Source organism: Paenibacillus mucilaginosus 3016 (assembly GCF_000250655.1).
GTDB lineage: Bacteria > Bacillota > Bacilli > Paenibacillales > NBRC-103111 > Paenibacillus_G > Paenibacillus_G mucilaginosus.
The window spans coordinates 7,624,938-7,645,041 of sequence record NC_016935.1 but is presented as its reverse complement, the minus strand read 5'-3'; the positions used below and the strand labels follow the sequence as shown (position 1 = coordinate 7,645,041).

The 20,104-nt window shown below is 58.4% G+C and carries 15 protein-coding genes and 2 pseudogenes; 9 read left to right on the top strand and 8 right to left on the bottom strand.

Annotated features, from left to right (window positions below):
- Positions 1-4 precede the first annotated feature (4 nt).
- A complete protein-coding gene (locus PM3016_RS31695; RefSeq protein WP_013920532.1) occupies positions 5-970 on the bottom strand; it encodes a phosphate/phosphite/phosphonate ABC transporter substrate-binding protein in 966 nt (321 codons plus the stop codon).
- A gap of 194 nt (positions 971-1,164) precedes the next feature.
- Between PM3016_RS31695 and PM3016_RS31690 the strand changes: the two genes are divergently transcribed.
- Entirely contained in the window at positions 1,165-2,781 is a 1,617-nt protein-coding gene (locus PM3016_RS31690; RefSeq protein ID WP_014372207.1) for a bifunctional metallophosphatase/5'-nucleotidase, read from the top strand.
- A gap of 257 nt (positions 2,782-3,038) precedes the next feature.
- On the opposite strand, the gene PM3016_RS31685 is transcribed toward PM3016_RS31690, so the two are convergent.
- The gene (locus PM3016_RS31685) at positions 3,039-3,632 is read right to left on the bottom strand and encodes a xanthine phosphoribosyltransferase (RefSeq protein WP_014372206.1); all 594 of its coding nucleotides are present in this window, start codon (positions 3,630-3,632) and stop codon (positions 3,039-3,041) included.
- Positions 3,633-3,785: 153 nt separating this feature from the next.
- Here PM3016_RS31685 and PM3016_RS31680 point away from each other — a divergent pair, with 153 nt between their 5' ends.
- The 5 genes from PM3016_RS31680 (at position 3,786) to PM3016_RS31660 (ending at position 8,715) form a co-directional block, all read left to right on the top strand.
- Entirely contained in the window at positions 3,786-4,574 is a 789-nt protein-coding gene (locus PM3016_RS31680) for an alpha/beta hydrolase (protein WP_014372205.1), read from the top strand.
- A 4-nt stretch (positions 4,575-4,578) separates the two neighbouring features.
- Entirely contained in the window at positions 4,579-5,493 is a 915-nt protein-coding gene (gene pxpB / locus PM3016_RS31675; protein WP_014372204.1) for a 5-oxoprolinase subunit PxpB, read from the top strand.
- A 231-nt stretch (positions 5,494-5,724) separates the two neighbouring features.
- Positions 5,725-6,765: a 5-oxoprolinase subunit C family protein gene (locus PM3016_RS31670; RefSeq protein WP_014372203.1), complete on the top strand. Its 1,041-nt coding sequence runs from the start codon at positions 5,725-5,727 to the stop codon at positions 6,763-6,765.
- 734 nt (positions 6,766-7,499) lie between these two features.
- Positions 7,500-7,811 (top strand): CD3324 family protein, encoded by a 312-nt coding sequence (locus tag PM3016_RS31665; protein ID WP_013920525.1) that lies wholly within the window; start codon positions 7,500-7,502, stop codon positions 7,809-7,811.
- 118 nt (positions 7,812-7,929) lie between these two features.
- A complete protein-coding gene (locus PM3016_RS31660) occupies positions 7,930-8,715 on the top strand; it encodes a LamB/YcsF family protein (RefSeq protein ID WP_014372201.1) in 786 nt (261 codons plus the stop codon).
- On the opposite strand, the gene PM3016_RS31655 is transcribed toward PM3016_RS31660, so the two are convergent.
- Together PM3016_RS31655 and PM3016_RS31650 are read right to left on the bottom strand one after the other, a co-directional pair.
- Positions 8,702-9,463 carry a sulfite exporter TauE/SafE family protein gene (locus PM3016_RS31655; RefSeq protein ID WP_014372200.1) on the bottom strand — a complete coding sequence of 254 codons (762 nt, stop codon included), beginning with the start codon at positions 9,461-9,463 and terminating at the stop codon, positions 8,702-8,704. The two genes, PM3016_RS31660 and PM3016_RS31655, sit on opposite strands and share 14 nt — an antisense overlap.
- Positions 9,464-9,719: 256 nt before the next feature.
- Positions 9,720-9,860, bottom strand: coding sequence for a hypothetical protein (locus tag PM3016_RS31650; protein ID WP_013920522.1), 141 nt, complete (start codon positions 9,858-9,860; stop codon positions 9,720-9,722).
- A 181-nt stretch (positions 9,861-10,041) separates the two neighbouring features.
- Between PM3016_RS31650 and PM3016_RS31645 the strand changes: the two genes are divergently transcribed.
- Positions 10,042-10,449: a gamma-glutamylcyclotransferase family protein gene (locus PM3016_RS31645; protein WP_013920521.1), complete on the top strand. Its 408-nt coding sequence runs from the start codon at positions 10,042-10,044 to the stop codon at positions 10,447-10,449.
- Positions 10,450-10,496: 47 nt separating this feature from the next.
- Here PM3016_RS31645 and PM3016_RS31640 read toward each other — a convergent pair whose 3' ends face one another.
- Positions 10,497-10,880: a hypothetical protein gene (locus PM3016_RS31640; RefSeq protein ID WP_013920520.1), complete on the bottom strand. Its 384-nt coding sequence runs from the start codon at positions 10,878-10,880 to the stop codon at positions 10,497-10,499.
- A gap of 222 nt (positions 10,881-11,102) precedes the next feature.
- Here PM3016_RS31640 and PM3016_RS31635 point away from each other — a divergent pair.
- Both PM3016_RS31635 and PM3016_RS31630 read left to right on the top strand, forming a co-directional pair.
- Positions 11,103-11,487: pseudogene (locus PM3016_RS31635) on the top strand (response regulator).
- A 39-nt stretch (positions 11,488-11,526) separates the two neighbouring features.
- Entirely contained in the window at positions 11,527-13,254 is a 1,728-nt protein-coding gene (locus tag PM3016_RS31630) for a diguanylate cyclase (protein WP_013920517.1), read from the top strand.
- 1,194 nt (positions 13,255-14,448) lie between these two features.
- Here PM3016_RS31630 and PM3016_RS31620 read toward each other — a convergent pair.
- The 3 genes and pseudogenes from PM3016_RS31620 to PM3016_RS31600 all read right to left on the bottom strand — a co-directional run bounded on the left by PM3016_RS31620 (position 14,449) and on the right by PM3016_RS31600 (position 20,023).
- The gene (locus PM3016_RS31620) at positions 14,449-15,486 is read right to left on the bottom strand and encodes a ribonucleotide-diphosphate reductase subunit beta (protein ID WP_013920514.1); all 1,038 of its coding nucleotides are present in this window, start codon (positions 15,484-15,486) and stop codon (positions 14,449-14,451) included.
- Positions 15,487-16,253: 767 nt separating this feature from the next.
- Positions 16,254-17,413: pseudogene (locus PM3016_RS39185) on the bottom strand (IS3 family transposase).
- 384 nt (positions 17,414-17,797) lie between these two features.
- Entirely contained in the window at positions 17,798-20,023 is a 2,226-nt protein-coding gene (locus PM3016_RS31600) for a ribonucleoside-diphosphate reductase subunit alpha (RefSeq protein WP_013920512.1), read from the bottom strand.
- Between the last annotated feature and the right edge of the window lie 81 nt (positions 20,024-20,104).

The following is a 20,104-nucleotide window of genomic DNA, read 5'->3' as shown; positions in this document are numbered from 1 at the left end:
CGGATTACTTTCCGCTGATCAGCTTGTTGTACTCGCGTACGACATCGAATTTCTTGTCGTCCGACTTGACATAACCGCGGTGGGAGTAGACGTCATAGATGATCTGCTGGCTGGCAGGATCCTGCCCGATCTCGATGAACGCTTTAGCGATCTTCTCTCTCCACTCGTTGTCCATGTCCGTGCGAACCGTGATCGTATCGTTCGGAATGGCGGAAGTGAAGGTGAGCACGCGGGTCTTCTCGAAGATGTCCGGAATGTCCTTCTTCACCGTGTTACGGGCATCCTGGAAGATCGCAGCGGCATCCACCTGGCCGTTAACTACAGCAAGTACGCCTTTGTCATGGCCCTTCACTTCAAGGCTCGTTACGTCTTTCTCCGGATCAACGCCGGCTTTCTTCAGCTCGTTGGCCGGCCATACGTATCCGGCGGAGGAAGTGACGGCCTGCCAGGCGACCTTCTTGCCCTTGAGGTCCTTCAGTTCCTTGATCGGGGAATCGGCCTTGACAATGATCATGGCTTTGTAGAAGTCGACGAGATCCTTCGTTTCGGCTCCGGTTGCATCATCGATCCCGTAGCGCTGGGCCTGAAGGAGCAGGTCCGCCGCCTTACGCTCGTCATGGGCCATAACATAGGAAGTCGGAGGCAGGAAGCCTACATCCACCTGCTTGGAGGCCATGGCCTCAATAACCGTATTGTAGTTCGTCGAGACGGAGACCTTCACCGGAATGCCGAGCTTGTCCCCAAGAAGCTTCTCGAGCGGCTTCGCCTTGGCTTCGAGCGTTTCGGCGTTCTGCGACGGCACGAATTGGACTTTCAGTTCCTTCGGCACATAGCCTTTGGCCGGCGCCGCTTCTTTCTGTTCTCCTGCAGGGGCTGCGGGCGTTGTATTCTCTGTTTTTTGACCGCAGCCGGCTGCCAGACCCGCCGTAAGTACGAGAGACAGACCGAGAGTCGTAAACTTCTTGAACATGGAATTGACCTCCTGTTAAATGGGCTTGTGCAATCAACAATGACTACTATACCACAAATTGGATAGGACCTGGAGTAAATCTTTTGTGAAGAGGGCGATCTTTGTCGGCAGGAAAGGAGTCCTGTCGATATTGGTTCCCCCGGTTGAATTTGATATAGTGTACACAATGACTAATAGAGGCGGAGTTGAGAGCCATGAGCCAAAAAATAACAATCACCATACTGGAAACCAGTGACATTCATGGGCATATCTTGCCCATCCAATATGCGAATCATAACGAGACCGAGACGGGACTTGCCAAAATCGCCACGCTGATCCGCAGGGAACGGGAGGCGGCCGACGCCCTGCTGCTCGTCGACAACGGTGATCTCATCCAGGGGACACCGTTCGCGTACCACCATGCCAAGCTGGGCAGGGAGCAGCCGAACCCGATGATCCAGTGCCTGAACGAGCTCGGCTACGATGCCGCCGTCATCGGCAACCATGAATTCAACTATGGCATGGATCATCTGCGCAAAGCGGTGCGCGAGTCCGCATTCCCCTGGCTCAGCGCGAATACGGTCGACGAGGCAACCGGTGAGCCCCTCTTCGGACAACCCTATCTGCTGCGCACCCTGGAGGGCGGCGTGAAGGTGGCGGTGCTGGGTCTCACGACGCAGTACATCCCGAACTGGGAAAAGGCCGAGCACATCCGGGGCCTTCGCTTCGAGGATGCGGTCGCTTCGGCGCAGCGGTGGGTGCGGCATCTGCGCGAAGCGGAGGGGGCCGATATCGTCATCGCCGCCTATCACGGAGGCTTCGAGCGCGACCTCTTCAGCGGGCAGCCGACGGAGCCGCTCACCGGCGAGAACCAGGGCTATGCGCTCTGCCGTGAGGTCGAAGGCATCGACGTGCTGCTGACCGGCCACCAGCACCGGCTGATCTCCGGCGTGGAGGTTGCCGGGGTGCCTGTCGTGCAGCCGGGCAGCGGCGGGGCGCGGCTCGGCCGGGTAAGGCTGACGCTGGCCCGGGAAGAAGGCGGACGCTGGAGCATCAGGGAAGCGCAGACGGACCTGCTCTCGCCTGAAGGCCTGGAGCCCGATCCGGCGATTCTGGAGCTGGCTCGTCCCCACGAGGAGCTGACGCAGCAGTGGCTCGACCAGCCGATCGGCCGGCTGCTCGGCGATATGCGCGTGCTGGATCCGATGGAGGTGCGCCTGAAGGAGCATCCGCTCATTGAGTTCATTAACCGGGTGCAGATGGAGCTCTCGGGTGCGGAGATTTCGAACACCGCCCTTTTCGATAACATCTCGCCGGGGTTTCCGGAGCATATCACGATGCGGGATATCGTATCCAATTATATTTACCCGAACACGCTGCAGGTGATCCGGGTGACCGGCCGGGACATCAAGGCGGCGCTGGAGCAGTCGGCCGGCTACTTCGCCGCCTATCACGGCGAAGGGCCGATCCAGGTGAGCCCTGCCTTCAGCGATCCGAAGCCGCAGCACTATAATTACGACATGTGGGAAGGCATCGAATACACGATCAACATCTCGAAGCCTGTCGGGGAGCGGATCGTCCGCCTGACGCGCCAGGGGCAGCCGCTGGACCCGGACGGGGAATACGATGTCGTCATGAACAACTACCGGGCCGCCGGCGGCGGGAATTACATGATGTTCCAGGGCAAGCCGGTCGTGAAGGATATTCCGACGGATATGGCGGAGCTCCTGGCGGGCTACATCATGGAACGGGGCACGATTCAGGAAGCCTTGAACCGGAACTGGGAAGTCGTCTGGGACGGCAAAGACCAGGAGCGGAAGGAAGCACGGTAAGGCAAAGGCGGGTTCGTTGAGAGAGCCGTTACGGATGTGATGGAGAAAAGACGGAAGGCGGAGGTACGCATGCTGCGGATCGGAACGAGCGGCGTACCGGGCTTTCCGTCTTTTTTGTGCAGTGCTTTAACGAAGTTCCGGTGATGCAGGCGTAAGGAAACATAGCGTTCGCGACTGGGGGATTTAAAAGGTACTTCCTCCCGGCCGCCAAGGTAACCGGCATAATGTCCTGCGGATGGATAGGGGATTATTTTGGCTCAGAAAAGGGGGCCGGACGGCTCTTCCAGGAAGGTCACGGCACCGTTCTCGAGGGAGCGGATGCGTGCCAGGGCTTCGATCCGGAAGCCCTCCTCTTCCAGCCGGCGCCGGCCGGACTGGAACGACTTCTCGATAACGATGCCGAAGCCGGCGATCCGGGCCCCGGCTTGTCCGGCAATGCGAGCCATCCCGGAAGCCGCTTCCCCGTTCGCCAGAAAATCGTCGACGATGAGCACCGTATCGCCGGGCAGCAGCAGCTTGCGGGCAACCGTTACTTCGTTCTCTTCCTCCTTGGTGTAGGAGTAAATCTTCTCCGTGAATACGTCGTCCCGGAGGGTCAGCGATTTGCGTTTGCGTGCAAAGATGAGCGGCACCCCGAGCTCCAGAGCGGTCATCATGGCGGGAGCAATGCCGGACGATTCGATCGTCAGCACCTTGGTTATGCCTCCGCCTGCGAAGCGCGACGCGAATTCCCGGCCGATCTCCCGCATGAGCAGCGGGTCAATGCCATGATTCAAGAACGTGTCGACCTTCAAGATCGAGGGGCTGAGCACGGTGCCTTCCCGGCGTATTTTGTCCTGAAGCAGTCTCATTGCGGTTCTGACCCTCCTCTTGACGTGAGCTTAGTTGACATTATAAACCAATGCTGCCTGCTAGGCTACTGAAAGTTCCCGTTTTCGGAGGAGAAGTTCTGTAGTATGATGGGTTCATATTGCGTATGAAAACGTGAACAGGAGGCTGCAGAGATGAGTTTGTTGTTATGGCCGCAAGGAACACCGGGTGCATTGGGGGAAGAGGCGGAGGACAAGCCGACGCTGGTGCCGTATTTGGCCGAGGGGCCGGGCGTCAAGCCGGCGGTGATCGTGTGTCCCGGAGGAGGCTACGCCCGCAGGGCCGCCCATGAAGGGGATCCGGTGGCCCTGTGGCTGAACGGGCTCGGGATCTCGGCGTTCGTGGTCCACTACCGGGTAGCCCCTTACCAGCATCCGCACCCGCTGTCCGATGCCCAGCGGGCGATCCGCACTGTCCGTCACCGCGCGGCCGAGTGGAACATTGACCCGGCACGGGTCGGCATTCTAGGCTTCTCGGCGGGAGGCCATCTGGCTTCTTCGGCGGGAACGCATTATGACGCGGGGAACCCGGAGTCGGCGGATCCGGTGGAGCGGCAGAGCTGCCGCCCGGACCTGCTCGTGCTCTGCTATCCGGTCATTACATTCGGTCCATATACCCATGAGGGGTCCAAGATGAACCTGCTCGGCGAGGGAGCGCCGGAAGAACTCGTCACCCTGATGTCCTCCGAGCGGCAGGTAAACGAAAATACGCCGCCGACGTTCCTCTGGCATACGGCGGATGACGGCGCGGTGCCGGTGGAGAATGCGCTCTTCTTCGCCTCGGCGCTGAGCCGCAGCAAGGTTCCGTTTGAGCTTCACGTGTACGAGAGCGGACGCCACGGCCTCGGGCTTGCGGAAGATCACCCCGAGGCGCATACGTGGACGCAGCTCTGCGGAACGTGGCTGAAGAAGCAGGGATTCTGAGTTGATGGGGGATGGGCTTAACGGGCTGCCGGAACAGGAGACGTATGAGCTGTACCCGCTGGGGGAATCCGCTGCGGTGGTCCGCTGGCCCGGAGAAGCGGGGGAGCGGAGCCTGCGGAGGCTGGACCTAGCGGAGGCCCGGCTGAAGGCCTCCGCACCCGCCTGGGTGACCGAATGGGTCCGGGCCTATACGTCGATCACGGTCTTCTACGACCCTTGGCTGGTGTACGCGCAGATGCAGGGGAGCGGGGACCCGAAGTCCGGGCGCCCGGTGTCCGCAGACGCTGGGTCCGGGACGCTTGGGGAGCGTCTGCTTGAAGACAGCCTGGCGGAGATGGATTACACGGGGGGCAAGGCTCCGGCGGATGGAGATACCGGTAACGAAGGGACTCCCTATGCGTGGGTGTGCGCCTGGATCCGGGAGGCTCTCTCGGGTCTGGAGCAGGAGCAGGAAGCGGGCGGCCAGCCGGGGAGGACGGTCGTCGTTCCGGCCCTCTTCGGCGGGGAAGCCGGCCCCGATCTGGTGCAGGTGGCGGGCCGGACCGGGCTGACCCCGGAAGGGGCCGTGGAGCTGTACTGCTCGGCGGTCTACACCGTCCACCTCATCGGGTTCCTGCCCGGCTTCCCCTATCTCGGCGGGCTGCCTTCGCCGCTGGCGGCTCCCCGGCTTGCCCAGCCCCGGGCGCTCGTGCCGGCCGGTTCGATCGGCATCGCCGGCTTGCAGACCGGAATCTACCCGGTCGACAGCCCGGGCGGCTGGCAGCTAATCGGCCGCACGCCGCTGAGGCTCTTCGATGCGGAGCGAACCCCCGCGAGCCTGCTGCAGCCGGGGGACCGGGTCCGCTTCCAGGCCGTGTCCGGGGAAGAGTTAGCCGAGCTGGAGAGAGAAGCCGCGGCTAACGGGCGAAGGCTGGAGTGAAGCGAAGGCAGGTTGGCCGAAAGCAAGTGAGTAGGCTGAGACGTCAGTCGAAGGCATGCGAGTTGATGGGCGCCGACATGGGGGAAGTTAGCCGACGGCATGACAAGCGTATGGAGTTAGGTGAATTAACGGGATGCCGACCCAAAGGCCTATGAAACCGATATGCATGTCAGCCCAAGGGCTGGGCGGCGGTCCGTTAGAGCGGATCGAGGGAGAGGAGGGGAGCTGCGCATGAGTTTGGTTGTACTGGAGGCGGGCCTGCTGACAACGGTGCAGGACCTCGGCCGCATCGGCAGCCGCTCGTCGGGCGTTGTGTCGAGCGGTGCCGCAGACCCTGCCGCGCTGCGCACGGCCAACGCGCTGATCGGCAACGAGCCCTGGGCGGCCGGGCTCGAGCTGACGCTGACCGGCGGCGTCCTGCGCTTCGAGCAGGATGCCGTCGTGGCGCTCTGCGGCGCGGCGATGGATGCGCGCGCCGAAGGCGGGCCGCCCCTGCCTGCCGGGCGACCCGTGCTTGTGCGCGGCGGCACGGCGCTGCGTCTCGGCGCCGCGCGCTCCGGCGTGCGCGCGTACCTCGCCGTGGCGGGCGGCCTGGCCGTGCCCGCCGTGCTCGGCAGCCGCAGCACGCACGTGCGCGCGCGGCTCGGCGGCCTCGCCGGCCGGGCCCTGCAGGCGGGCGACCGCCTGCCCGCCGGGCCGCCGCCGGCAGCGGCCGCCGCGCTCGCCGGGCGCCTCGCGGCAGCGGCTGTGCCCGGGGCCGCGCTCACGCCGGCGCCGTGGGCGCTCTCGCCGCGGACGGCGCCCGGCCCGGCGCAGCGAGGGGCCCCCGGCCCCGGCGGCGCAGTGCGGCTGCGCGCGGTGCGCGGGCCGGAGGCGCAGCGCTTCGAGGCGGAGAGCCTCGAAGCGTTCTTCGCGCGGCCCTACCGCGTGAGCGCGCAAGCGGACCGCATGGGCTGCCGCCTGGAGGGCGAGCCGCTGCGTCTGCGCGCCGCCGGCGAGATGCTCTCGGAGGCGGTCGTGCCCGGCACGGTGCAGGTGCCGGCCGGCGGGCAGCCGATCGCGCTGCTCGCCGATGCGCAGACCACCGGCGGCTATCCGCGCATCGCCCAGATCGCGGTGGTGGACCTGCCGCTGCTCGCCCAGGCGAGGGCGGGGACGCCGGTACGCTTCGAGGAGATCCCGCTGGCGGAGGCACAGGCGCTGTACCTGCTGCAGGAGCTGGCATTCCGCCGGCTGGAGGCGGTGGTGCGGGCTAGGATAGAATCGTTATAAGAATTCTCTCACCTTGCCGCTGCCGGTAGAATATGAGTTAATAAGAGTGCAGCCGGCCGCTGACACTTCGAAGAAAGGAGTGATCGGGAACATGATTACAACTGCTGAGGTGGTCTTCGCGTAAGCGGAGGCTCCATGGTGTAAGGAGGGGCCTGCGGGCCCCTTATCTTCCCAAACGCCAGGGAAATCAGGAGTACTCCTGAAGTGTACAGGACGGATGCGAATGAGAAGGCTTGAAGTGGCAGCCCGCGGAATGAATTCCGCACTCGCGGTAGACAGCTCGAAGGAGCTGGGTTATAATGGGAACGTGAATGTCACAGAACATTCAAGATTGCAAGATCTGTACGACAATCGGGTAACCGGCAAGACCAAATATGACCTAATCAGGTGAAAGGAGTGGCGATACAATGTTGGTTCAAATTGTAACGATCATGATGAATGGAAAAGGAACTGCTCCCAATTGAATAAGCATTTTCTCCATCACCGTCACCTGAAACCGTCAAGGACAGAGGCCACGACATACTAGAGGCATTCGGGCACGATACGGCAGATCGTGTTTTTTTGTTTTATTGGACCGCGTACTCGGGGCCCCAGCGGCCGTTTCCGATAAAACCATGCCCCAGCTCACGACGACGAACAGGTTTTGCAGGTGCAAAACTAAGGAGGTGTGAAGATGAAAATGCTTATTACTTTCGGAGCTAATGCTATAACGGCACGAAAGGAGGCATTCATCGGTGGGGTACAAGAACGGCAAGGATATTCTTCCGGCTAGTTTGCTCAAGCAGCTGCAGGATTACATACAGGGCGAGATCATCTACATTCCCAAGAAAGAGCAAACGCGTGCGGGCTGGGGAGAGAACAATGGCACTCGCCAATCGATCCAGCGGCGCAATCATGAGATTTTCCGGTTGTATGAGAACGGTCATTCGGTGACCGAGCTCATCGGACAGTTTCATTTGTCGGAAGACAGCATTCGCAAAATCATCGTCAAAACCCGCGGCTTATTGTCCGCAAGGCAGCAGGAAGCGGCGTCCACGAGGCACTAATGGCGGGATCCGGAAGGATCCCCTTACGATAAGAGTATAACGGCTTATGCCGTAAAGGGAAGAAGCCAGAAGTGGACGCTTTTGGCTTTTTTTCTATTCCTGAAGGAGTGTGAGCGCGTTGTCCGCCGAACGAAAAACAATCGATCTCAATGGAGACATGGGCGAGAGCTTCGGAGTGTACAGGCTCGGGGCTGACGAGCAGCTCGTCCGGGTCGTGACCTCCGCGAATATTGCCTGCGGGTTCCACGCCGGTGACCCGCAGACAATGCGCGCCACCGTGCGCTTGTGCGCGGAAAACGGTACCGCGGTAGGCGCACATCCCGGCCTGCCGGATCTGGCAGGCTTCGGCCGGCGCAATCTGGCGGTGACCCCGCAGGAGGTCTATGATATGGTGCTGTATCAAGCCGGCGCGCTGCTGGGATTCGCCCGGGCGGAAGGCGTCCGGATGACCCATGTCAAGCCGCATGGAGCGCTGTACAACATGGCGGCGGTTCAGCGGGCGCTTGCCGAGGCCGTGGCCGAGGCCGTCTACCGGCTGGACCCCGAGCTGGTGCTCTATGGGCTGGCCGGCAGCGAATTGATTGCCGCGGCCGGACGGATCGGGCTGAGGGCTGCAAGAGAAGTGTTCGCCGACCGCTCCTACGAAGCGGACGGCACGCTCGCTCCGCGCAGTATGCCGGGAGCGGTGCTGCATGAGAGTGCGGAGGCGGAGGCCCAGGTGATTCGAATGGTGAAGGAGGGTATCGTCCGCTGCCGGACCGGGGAGGAGATACAGCTCGGGGCCGACACCGTGTGCATACACGGCGACGGCCCCGAGGCGGTGGAGATGGCCGTCCGGATCCGGAAGCGGCTGGAGAACGAAGGAATCGAGGTAAGACCTGCCGGGAACGTCAGATCAGGTTGATGCCGCTGATCAGGATGATGCTGGCCATCACGGTCCGAAGCGGTTTGGCCGGCAGCTTCGCCGACAGGTTGCTGCCGAGCAGAACGCCGGGGACCGAACCGAGCAGAAGGTTCAGGGCGAGCATGTAATCCACGTTGCCAAGACCTGCGTGCACGAGGCTTGCTGCCGAAACGAGCAGGAAGGCGTGCACGATATCCGTGCCGACCAGCTCGGCGGCCTTGAGGCGGTAGAAGAACATCATGGCCAGGGCGAACAGCGAACCGGAGCCGACGGAGGTCAGACCGACGATGAAGCCGAGCACCACGCCGATAAAGATCGTCAGCCCCATTTTTTCTTCGAGCGGCTTCTTCTGGATGGCGTTGTCCTGTTCCTTCAGGAACCAGACCTTCGCGATGCTCAGAATGGCCACGATGATGAGAACAAAGCCGAGCGCATGCTTGATAATATCATCCTGGAAGTGATGCAGCGGCGGGTAAAAGCGGATCAGCAGCACGGCCGCAACAGCGCCGGGGATACTTCCGATAGCCAGGTGAAGCACCAGCTTTTTGTTCAGGGTGCCCTGCCGCATGTGCTGCACGCTTCCGAACAGTTTGGTAATGGAGTTATAAAATAAGTCCGTCGCTACGGCAACCGTTGGCGCTATGCCAAGCAGCATCAACAGCGGTGTCAGCAGAGCGGCTCCCCCCACCCCGGTCAAACCGACCAGGAGGCCCACCAGAGCGCCCATCAAAACAATACTCAGTTCCATTGGTATGGTCACCTCAAATATAAGCTTTTCTCATCAATCCGATATGAATTTGTTATTTCAAGTATAATCCCCACTAAACAGATATGCAATAAATTTTTTCTTGGTTTTATGATGTTTTCGGGTTCTATTTCAGTGTATGTATGCCCAGGGATCCAGGTGTTTGCCCCCTGGGCGTGTGAGGCTGCTTTGCAAAGAATAATAACGTGGACATGCCAAAAACACCACCTCCAATTGGAGACGGTGCGGGGGGCGTCCCTTATTCTTCCGGCTGCCCGGATGCTTTGCGGAGCTCGTTGGCCAGGCGGTTAAATTCCCTGCGGGCTTCTTCGGATTCCGTACAGAAGTAAGCGGCGGACAAAAAGCGGATGATCTTCTCCGCGTCTTCAGGACTGAGCATGCAGAACCCTCCTTCTGGCTGTCGGTTAAGCGGATGTGAGCCACTGCTGCTTCCTTGTATCTTATGCAGGAAGGCAGCGGGTTGTCACTGCGACAAGCCGTGGCCGGTGCACTCCCGCGGAGGGCGGGCGGTATGATATGATAAGCGGAAAAGGGAAAAGATGGGGCAAAGGAGGGGCCGTATGATTCGCGTATTTGTATACGGGACACTGCTTCAGGGGGAGTCCAATCATGGTATCGTTGCCCCCTATCTTCTATCGGTCCGTCCGGGTGCAGTCAGGGGAACGCTGTACGACGCCGGAAGCTATCCCGCCTTGGTGCTGTCGGGGGAGGCGGTCTCCGCCCCCTTGGTTGAAGGGGAATGGCTTGTCGTCGAGCCGGAGGGACTCCAGGCCATGGATGAGCTTGAAGAATACTATGGTCCCGGCGCCGACAACGACTATGACCGGGTCTGGATCCGTGATGCCCTGCGGGAAGAGCGGGAAGGCTGGGTCTATGTATGGCGCCATTCCCGCGGCTGTCCGCCTTTGTCTTCGTGTTCTTGGCGGAGACATCTCCGCGGGAAGGAAGCAGGGGAGGCACAGCACTGACGAGCGGCGCAATCGAACAGATATGCGTTATGTGGAGCTTCGGCGGATTACCCGCGGCGGGAGGAGAGAGGGCGCCAGTCGTCCATTTCCGATTTTTTGATGACTTCGGTAAGCCGGATGACGATCGCTTCCGCATCTTCCGCACTGATATCCTTCTGCAGCGCTTCGAAGCTGAGATGATCTTTCAGGAGCTTGCGGGTTACATTGCTTTCGCGGTACCAGGATTCCGTGATGGCGAAATTTCCGTCTTTTTTGAGCCAAATTTCATGATAATGCTGCTCTTCCTGATTCTGCTGCTTGTTAATGAGATAATAAGCAAGGATAGGGATGCGCGGATCCGACAAGCGCTGGCTGACGACAGAGCCCGAAGAAACCGGTTGTCCAAACGTAACATATTTGGAGACTTTTTTGATGAGATGTTCTATATTCACGATGGATTCATCCTTTCAGTTACTTTTTACCTATTTAATATAAGTATAAACTAAGTCTTCAAATCCCGAACTATCATACCATACCTTCCATGGGGAGGCTACCCGTTCCGGCAGGAGCAGGCCAAGCCAATTTATGCCCCCTGTCCTCTTGCGGCGCATCGTTGTTCAAACCATGTTATAATGCAGATAATTAGTGATATGCATTAGAGGAGCGTGTCCCCTATGGCCAATTACCATATCCTGCTTGCGGACGACGAGGCGGCCCTGAGGTTCCTGCTGACCGAAACCCTGGCAGACGAAGGTTACGAGATCACGGAGGACGGAAGATGGACAGGGTGCCCTCGACTACCTGCAGGAAAAGCGATTCGACCTCATTATTCTTGATTATATGATGCCCGAACGCACCGGAGTTGAAGTATGCGAATGGCTCCGGAGCCATGGAAATCCCAACCGGGACACCCCGGTGATCCTGCTTACCGCCAAGGCGCTCGAAAAAGACCGCGAACGTGCCAAGGAAGCGGGCGTGACCCAATATATTGTCAAGCCGTTCAGTCCGCTTCAGCTTTTGGATACCGTAGAAGATTTAATCGGCAAGTCGGGCTCCTAATTTGATACCGTATAGAGAAATGGATGTGGCAATGATCCAATGAACCAGCGACCTGCCGAAGACCGGGCGGCTCGGGAAATCCGGTTGATGAAGGAAGGAAGAAAACGATATATCGACGAGCTTCATAAGCAGCTCAGGGAGCTGAAAGAGGGAGCCGCCGCCGCTGATCCGGACAACTTGGAGGAACAGGCCAGACGGTTCTACCGTACGGTTCATACCTTGAAAGGCAGCGCTCCTATGTTCGGTTTCGTCCGGGTCGGCAGCCTTGCGGAGAAGCTCGTGACCGAATGGGAATGGACGCAGCAGGAGGAAATCATGGACTCGCCGGAGGAAGTCGCCCGGCGGTACCGGGAGTCCGCAGCGGCGTCCGGATCCCGTCTGGTGGAGCTTGGACTGGAGCTTGAGATCTATACGCAGGAGTTCGAGCTGGACGAGAACCAGGAGCAGCTGCAGCGCAAGATCAGCCCGCCGCTCGGCGAACGGCTGCTGGTGATCGATGACGACAAGGTGCTGTGCTCTTATCTGGTCCGCCGTCTGCGGCTGGACGGTTATGAGGTGGACGAGGCCCACGACGTCACGGCTGCCCGCCGGCTGCTCAGGGAGCATACCTATCAGCTCATTACGCTGGATCTCATGATGCATCCGGAGAGCGGGTACGAATTGTTCGAGCTGCTCAAGAACGACCCGACGCTGAAATATGTGCCGCTTATCGTTCTCTCGGGACGCAACGACGTACACGATAAGGTGAGGTGCTTCTATCTCGGAGCGGACGATTATGTGACAAAGCCGTTCCAGTACGAAGAACTCGGCGCCCGCATCTACAGCCTGCTCAAACGGACCCGGACCTTCGAGCAGATGGCCTTTCGCGATCCGCTTACCGGCGTGTACAACCGGCGTTTTTTCGACCACCAGATCGTGGTGGAGCTGCAGCGGATCGCACGGTATCCGGCACCGATCTCGATGGCCTTCATCGATATTGACCGGTTCAAAATGATCAATGATTTGCACGGCCATCATATCGGGGATCTGGTGCTGCAGGGGCTCGCTTATCTGCTTCAGCACAATCTCCGTTCCACGGATCTGCTGGCCCGCTTCGGCGGAGAAGAATTCGTCGTCGTTCTGCCGGGCTCCACCGGCCCGGATGCCAAGCGGGCGATCGAACATGTTCTCCATCTCGCACAGAAGGAAGCCGTGGCGGAGAACGAAGGACAGGCCTATCACATTACCTTCTCCGCCGGTATCGCCGAGTGGACGCCGGGGCTCAGCATTGAGGAGTGGATTGCCCGCTCCGACGAGGGGATGTATGAGGCCAAGCAGTCGGGCCGCAACCAGGTGGTGCTGAAGTCGGGGCCTTCGAAGCAGGAAGCGGCGCATCTGTCCCCGGGGAACCCGGAACGCAAGCGGGTGCTGCTCGCGGATGACGATAAAATCCTGCGGTCCATCCTGCTGGCGAAGCTGAAGCACCTGCCCGTGGATTTCGAGGAGGCGGTTGACGGCGAGCAGGCTTACGAGGCCATCCTGGCTTCACCGCCGGATCTGTGCATCCTTGACGGCGTGATGCCGCGGCTGGACGGCTACGGCGTGCTCGAGCGGCTGCAGCAGCGGGCCGAACGGCCGCGGGGCACCAAGATGCTGATTCTCTCGGGGCGCAGCCGGGAGGAAGACATCACGCGTGCGGTGCAGCTCGGGGCCCATGCTTATATGCATAAGCCCTTCTCGATGGTGGAGCTGGAGCTGAAGGTGAAGGAACTACTGGAGATTTGGTAGGGCCGTGATGGGATGGCGGTGGAGTCTGGAGATGCGCTGGGGCTGCGTTGGAGAGGTGCTGGAGATGCTCTCTAGCTGCGATGGAGAGGGATCGAATAGGCCCCTCCGGCCGCGGTTGAACCCTGTGAGAATTGGATTGGAATGGGGGAAAGGGATTCTCACAGGGTTCAAAGGCGGACGTAAACTCCTGCGGTGCCTATTCGATCCCGAGCAGCATTCGCATGTACAGCATCCAAGGGGCGTGATCCCGTCACGGCCCTTGTGGGTGTGGACAAAAAAGAACGTCCCCCGCCTGGCGGAGAGGCGGGAGACGGAGTAATTGGGGCAGGGTGCTGGGATAGGGCCGCCAATGCATCCCGAACCCAAGCACCGGAACCCAGGCATGGGAACCCAAGCACCGGAACCCAGGCACCGGAACCCAAGCAACCCGAACTCAAGCACCGGAACCCAAGCAACCAGAACCTAAGAATTCGAACCAAAACACCTGGATCAAAACACCTGAACCCAAGCAACGCGAACTCAGGCCCCCGAATCTAAGCCCCCGAACCAGAACACCCGAACCCAGGCAACCCGAGCCCAAGCACCCGAAAACACCCGGACCAAAACACCCGGATCAAAACACCCGGATCAAAACACCCGGATCAAAACACCCGGATCAAAACACCCGGACCAAAACACCTCAACCAAAACACCCGATCCCAAAGCACCTAAACCAATCGCCCCGAACCAACCATCCGAACCCAAAAGCATCCGAACCCAAGTACCGGAACCCAGACACCGGAACCCAAGCACCGGACACCCAGACCAAAGCACCTCAACCAAAACAACCAAAACACCTGAACCAACTATCCCCAACCCTTCCGGTTCAATCAACCCTTGTATTTCCAAGTCTTGTGATCGGAATTTGAATCGATCGATATATGCCTCCATGAGAGCGTGCCAATGCCTTCAGTTTCTGTCGCGGCATTTAAAAACTGATAATACGTATCTTCTGCAAGTTGAATTTTCATTGTCAAAATCCTACCCCTGAGAATTTATACTATGCCCAACAGGCGCTTACACGCTTAAGCTCCCTCTCGCCGCGGGACTGCTTATAGCTCATGGGAATACCGCTCACACCTTTTCCGTCATTAGGGGCGGAACGTTGCTGCCGAAATGAAAAAAGGACCGGCTCGGGGCCGGTCCTTAGGGAACTTACAGGTCGTCCCAGTTGAGGTTGGACGATTTGCTGTAGTTCGTTACTTTTTGTTCGAAGAAGTCGGTCTTGATCGCGTTCATGTTGCTGAAGCTCTCGACCCATTTCATCGGGTGCTCGACGATCTCCGGATAGAGGATTTCGAGGCCAAGCTTTCTCATCCGCTCGTTGGAGAGGTACTTGATGTACTGGTCGATGATCTCGTTACTGAGGCCGTGGATCTTGTTGTTCGTGATGTACTGGCCCCACTCGATTTCGTGCGAGACGGCGGTTCGCATCATGCCGCGCAGGTCTTCGATGAGCTCATCCGTAAACACTTCAGGATTTTCTTTGCGGATCTCCCGGAAGATGTTCTGGAACAGCGCCAGGTGCGTAAGCTCGTCGCGCTGGATATATTTGATCTCGGACACGGTGCCGAGCATTTTGCCTTGGCGGCCGAGCGCATAGAAGAAGGAGAAGCCGCTGTAGAAATAGATGCCTTCGAGAATGTAGTTGGCCATGATGGTGCGCATCAGGTTGTCGGTTGAAGGCTCTTCGATGAAGCGCTCGTACAGATCGGTGATGAACCGGTTGCGCTTCAGAAGGTGCTTGTCTTCCCGCCACTGGTTGTAGATTTCGTCGCGGACCTCGGCCGAGCAGACGCTGTCGAGAATGTAGGAATAGCTCTGGCTGTGGACCGCTTCCTGGAACGTCTGCACGGTAAGGCATAGGTTCACCTCGGAAGCCGTAATGTACTCGTTGATGTTCGGCAGGTTGGCCGTTTGCAGCGAGTCCAGGAAGATCAGGAACGAGATGATTTTATCATAGCTCTGGCGTTCTTCCGGGCTGAGGAATTTGTAATCCTTGGCGTCCTGGGCGAGCGGGATTTCTTCCGGAATCCAGAAGTTGTTCATCATGGTGCGGTACATCTTCGTAGCCCAGTCGTATTTCACATTGTTGAGCTCGATCAGGTTCGTGGTGTTGCCGCCGATCATGCGGCGTTTGCCCCAGTCGCGGTCCCCGTTTTCGTTGAACAGTTTTTTCTTTTGCAGATCCATGTGAAAAGCTACCTCCTAAATGAGCGTGCTCAACCCCCTAAATCCCCCTTCAAAGGGGGACCCCAGGAGGCACCGGCCCCCTGGACCCCGGAATGCTGTCGATGGAGCGGCCGTGTGCAGATGAGTTGTGTGATGTGCAGGCATCGCGTCCGTAAGCCGTGCAGGAACCTCCGTTGCTCACGCAAGGAGGCTCCTGCACGGCTTACACGCTTGATGTTGGTGCAGAGCAGGCTTGTTCTCGCACCGCTCGAACGCTGGTAATTGTAACCTTGGCTGCTTCGCCAGCCTCCGCCAGGTGGAAAAAGCGTGGGCGGATCGCTTCGCTGCCGCCGCGTGGGGGGCGGTCTGCGCGGCTTGCGCCGGCTCGATCCGCCCCCACTCGAGAACACAACAGCACAAGAGCAACAGCAAGAGCAAAAAGCTAAAAGACTAAAGGCTAAAGACAAGAGCAAAAGCTAAAGAGCAAAAAAACATCGGACAGATTGCTTCGCTGCTGTCCTTGTCGTGAAGAGGGGATGGCTTATCCTCTTCATGACATAAAAAGAACAAGCTCAATAAGGATACGTAGTCACGACGACCGCCACGCGCAGACTTGTCTTCGGCTCGGGAAGTCCCGTTCAGCGCCGGCCTGATCGGCACGGTGAAGTCCGACGAGACGATAGCTCTGGCGGGACCTCCCGCGGCTTGGACTGTCAGACAGAACGTCCGAGGGTTCAACTGGACTTCTGTCAATAAAGTAGACACAAAAATGAAGGAACCCTTTAACGCTAAGCTGCTCTTTGTTCATGGTACATCTGTTCAAAGCGATGAGGCGTTTTATAACCCAAAGTGGAGTGGCGCCGTGTTCGGTTGTAGTAAAACTCGATGTAATTATAGAGTTCATCGGTTGCTTGTTTACGAGTTTTAAACTTGGTTTGGTACACAAGCTCTTTTTTCAATGTACTGTGAAAAGACTCGATACACGCATTGTCATAGCAGTTCCCTTTTCGACTCATGCTGCCGGTCATGAAGTAGTCTGCCAGCCGTTCTTGGTAATCACTGCTTGCATACTGAGATCCGCGGTCGGAGTGGTGGATCAAGCCAGGGGCCGGTTTCTGACGCTTGTAAGCAAGCTCCAGGGCTTCGATCACGAGCTCCCTAGTCATCCGCGCGCCTGTAGCCCAGCCCACGATTTTACGTGAATATAAGTCCATCACACTGGCTAAGTATAGCCAGCCTTCGCCAGTGGCGACATAAGTAATATCTGTTACCCAGACCTTGTTGGGTGCCTCCACTTTAAACTGCTGATTTAGGATATTGTCATGAACAGGCATGTTGTGGTTGGAATTGGTCGTTGCTTTGTATTTTCCAACCGTAATCGACTTAAGACCCATCTCTTTCATAAGGCGACTGACCGTTTTTGAGGAGACAGCACAACCGTCTTCCTCTCGCAGAATCGCAGTAATCACGGGGCTGCCCGGGCGCTTCTTCAAACGGTAAAAGTGATGCCGGATGCGTTTTTTCAGCCACATCCGGTGCTTTTCCCGTTTACTAGGCTTGTGTTTTACCCACTTGTAATAGCCGCTTCTGGATACTTGTAAAACGGAGCACATCTTCTCGACACGGTACTGGAAGCGGTGTTTATAAATAAACGAAAAAATCAGTCCCGGTCTTTCGTGAAGAAGTGCATTGCCTTTTTTAAGATTTCGTTCTCCTCTTGCAGTTCGCGGTTTTGCTGCTCCAACTTTTTTAGTCGTTCGTAATCCACAAAGACTTGTGATTGTTCCGAAGCTGCACTTTTCCCGTACTGTTTGATCCAGCGGCTTAAGGTACTTTTCGGAATCCCAAGTTCCCGGGCAATCTCAATTGGCTTCTTCCCCTCCTTCTCTATATGTTCCACTGTTTTTTTCTTAAACTCACTGTCGTAACTCTCCCGCTGCTGACTCATGGCACACCTCGACCTTTGTTCGTTTGTCTTTATTATAAAGGTCGTTCCTTAAGTTGTGTCCACCGTTTAGTCTACTTCCAATCTAAGAGGAATAGCGCATCTCAGTTCCGTTATTCCCAACAAAGAGGGCCGAAGCGGGCAAATAGCGCATCAAAATTCCGCTATTCTCAGAAGTACCCAACAGTCGGATATCCGCATCCGTCTGAGATCCGTTATCTATGGAAAAAGCGATGCCGCTGTGCCCAACGCCCACCAGGAGTCCCATTTCCGCCTACGTTTCTGCCGCTGCCCCCGGCCGCCTCCTCTTTTACCTTGCCCCGGAAAAGGGCAGGTCACACGTACGGGCGCAGGAATGATCCCGCGCCCGTGGGCAGCTCCATTCGCTTACGCGCTGCAGGAGACGCAGTCTTCCACCTCAAGACTCTTGTTGCGGCAGTAGTAGACGGTCTTCAGACCGTTCTTCCATGCGGCCAGGTAGAGTTCAAGGAATTCACGGGCGGACATCTCCGGCGTGATGTACAGGTTGAACGACTGCGACTGGTCGATGTGGCGCTGGCGGGCGCCTGCGGCACGGATGCTCCACAGCTGGTCGATCCGGTGGGCTTCCTTGTAGTACCACATCGTCTCGGCGTTCAGGTTCGGCGCCGTCTGCGGGATGACCGCGTTCTTTTTCTCCTCGACGAAGAACTTGTTGAAGATCGGGTCAATGCCTGCGGTGGAGCCGGCGATCAGGGACGTTGAGGCCGTCGGTGCGATCGCGAACATCCAGCCGTTGCGGACGCCGTACTGCGCTACCTGCTCCTTCAGCTCCAGCCACTCAGGGCTGTTGTAACCGCGGTCCTCGAAGTAAACGCCGGTCTGCCACTCGCTGCCTTTGAACGCAGGGTAGGCGCCTTTTTCCTTGGCGATTTCCATGGAGGCCTTCACGGCGTAATAGTTCATCCACTCGTAGATCTCGTCGGCTTTCTCCACGTGCTCGTCGGACTCCCAGTTGATCTTCATCTGCGCGAGCATCTGGTGGTAGCCGCTGGAGCCGAGGCCGACGGCGCGGTACTTCTTGTTCGTGATCTCCGCCTGCGGGATCGGATAGTAGTTCAGGTCGATGACGTTGTCCATCATCCGCATCTGGGTCGTTACGACGCGTTCGATGTCCTCGCGGGTGTAGACGCGGCCGAGGTTGGTCGACGACAGGTTGCACACGACGAAGTCGCCGCTCTTCACCTGCTGGGTGATGATGCCGTCCTCATGCTGCGTCTGGATGAGTTCGGTCGGGCTCATGTTCTGCGCGATCTCCGTGCAGAGGTTGGAGCAGTAGATCATGCCTTTGTGCTTGTTCGGGTTCGTCCGGTTGACGGTGTCGCGGAAGAAGACGAACGGCGTGCCGGTCTCGAAGGAAGACGTCAGGATGCGCTTCATGATGTCGATCGCCGGAATTTCTTCCTTGGACACCTTGTCGTCGTTCACGCACTCCCAGTAACGCTTCTCCCACTCCTCGCCCCACGAATCTTCGATGGAGTAGCCTCTGGCCTTGCGGATCTCGTGCGGGTCCATCAGATACCAGGTGCCGCGCTCCTCGACGGTCTTCATGAACAGGTCCGGAATGCACACGCCGGGGAAAATGTCATGCGCCTTCATCCGGTCGTCCCCGTTGTTCGTCTTGAGGTTCAGGAAGTCCAGGATGTCCTTGTGCCATACGTCAAGGTAGACGGCTACCGCACCGGAGCGCACGCCGAGCTGGTCGACGGCCACGGCGGTATTGTTGTAATTCTTGATCCAAGGCACGACGCCGCCGGCTACGCCCTTGTAGCCGCGGATGTTGGAGCCGCGGGAGCGGACCTTGCCGACATAGATGCCCATGCCGCCGCCGTGCTTCGACACCTGCGCGAAGTTCTGGTCGACGTTGTAGATGCCCCAGAGGTTGTCCGGCACCGTATCGATGAAGCAGGAGGAGAGCTGGTGCAGCGGCTTACGCGCATTCGCGAGCGTCGGCGTGGCTACGGTCATCTCCAGGGAGCTCAGTACGTCGTAGAACTGTTTGGCCCAGGAGAGCTTGTCGGCTTCCTTCATCGCCAGGTGCATCGCTACGCCCATGAAGAGCTCCTGCGGCAGCTCGAGCACTTCCTTGTCGAGGCCGCGGATCAGGTAGCGGTCGGCGAGGGTCTTGAGTCCGATGTAGTTCAGCAGGTGGTCGCGCTCCGGCTTAATGTAGGCGCCGAGCTCCTGGATGTCTTCCTTCGTGTAATGCTCGAGAATATAACTGCCGTACAGCCCGGTGTTCGTCAGGTATGTAATCAGGGAGTAGAGGTCGCCGTAGCCGAAATGTCCGTATTTGCGGTTGAGCTGGGCTTCCTTATATAGATCGTAGGCGAGCAGCTTGGCGGCGACATACTGCCAGTTCGGCTGTTCTACGCTGGTCTTCTCAACAGCGACCTGGATGAGCAGGCGCTGGATTTCCTTGGTGGTGATTCCATTGCGGAACAGGGGGAGGAGTGCGGTTTCCAGCTCCAGCGGGTCGCATTCCGGATACGTTTCGCAGGCGAAATCGATCACCTTTTTCATTTTGGCGAAAACAAGCTCTTCTTGGGTGCCGTCACGTTTGACGATAATCATGATTCCAGCTCCTTCGGTATACTGAACTAAAAAAGCATGCAGCCTTCCCAGGCGGGAAGGAATGCACGCCCAAATGGATTC

Bases quoted from the DNA above. Each gene is read 5' to 3' on its own strand.
- pxpB (WP_014372204.1), top strand. From the start codon at position 4,579: ATGGGGGATGGGCTTAACGGGCTGCCGGAACAGGAGACGTATGAGCTG.
- PM3016_RS31620 (WP_013920514.1), bottom strand. From the start codon at position 15,486: ATGGATCTGCAAAAGAAAAAACTGTTCAACGAAAACGGGGACCGCGAC.
- PM3016_RS31670 (WP_014372203.1), top strand. From the start codon at position 5,725: ATGAGTTTGGTTGTACTGGAGGCGGGCCTGCTGACAACGGTGCAGGAC.
- PM3016_RS31650 (WP_013920522.1), bottom strand. From the start codon at position 9,860: ATGCTCAGTCCTGAAGACGCGGAGAAGATCATCCGCTTTTTGTCCGCC.
- PM3016_RS31680 (WP_014372205.1), top strand. From the start codon at position 3,786: ATGAGTTTGTTGTTATGGCCGCAAGGAACACCGGGTGCATTGGGGGAA.
- PM3016_RS31655 (WP_014372200.1), bottom strand. From the start codon at position 9,463: ATGGAACTGAGTATTGTTTTGATGGGCGCTCTGGTGGGCCTCCTGGTC.
- PM3016_RS31630 (WP_013920517.1), top strand. From the start codon at position 11,527: ATGAACCAGCGACCTGCCGAAGACCGGGCGGCTCGGGAAATCCGGTTG.
- PM3016_RS31690 (WP_014372207.1), top strand. From the start codon at position 1,165: ATGAGCCAAAAAATAACAATCACCATACTGGAAACCAGTGACATTCAT.
- PM3016_RS31695 (WP_013920532.1), bottom strand. From the start codon at position 970: ATGTTCAAGAAGTTTACGACTCTCGGTCTGTCTCTCGTACTTACGGCG.
- PM3016_RS31685 (WP_014372206.1), bottom strand. From the start codon at position 3,632: ATGAGACTGCTTCAGGACAAAATACGCCGGGAAGGCACCGTGCTCAGC.
- PM3016_RS31600 (WP_013920512.1), bottom strand. From the start codon at position 20,023: ATGATTATCGTCAAACGTGACGGCACCCAAGAAGAGCTTGTTTTCGCC.
- PM3016_RS31645 (WP_013920521.1), top strand. From the start codon at position 10,042: ATGATTCGCGTATTTGTATACGGGACACTGCTTCAGGGGGAGTCCAAT.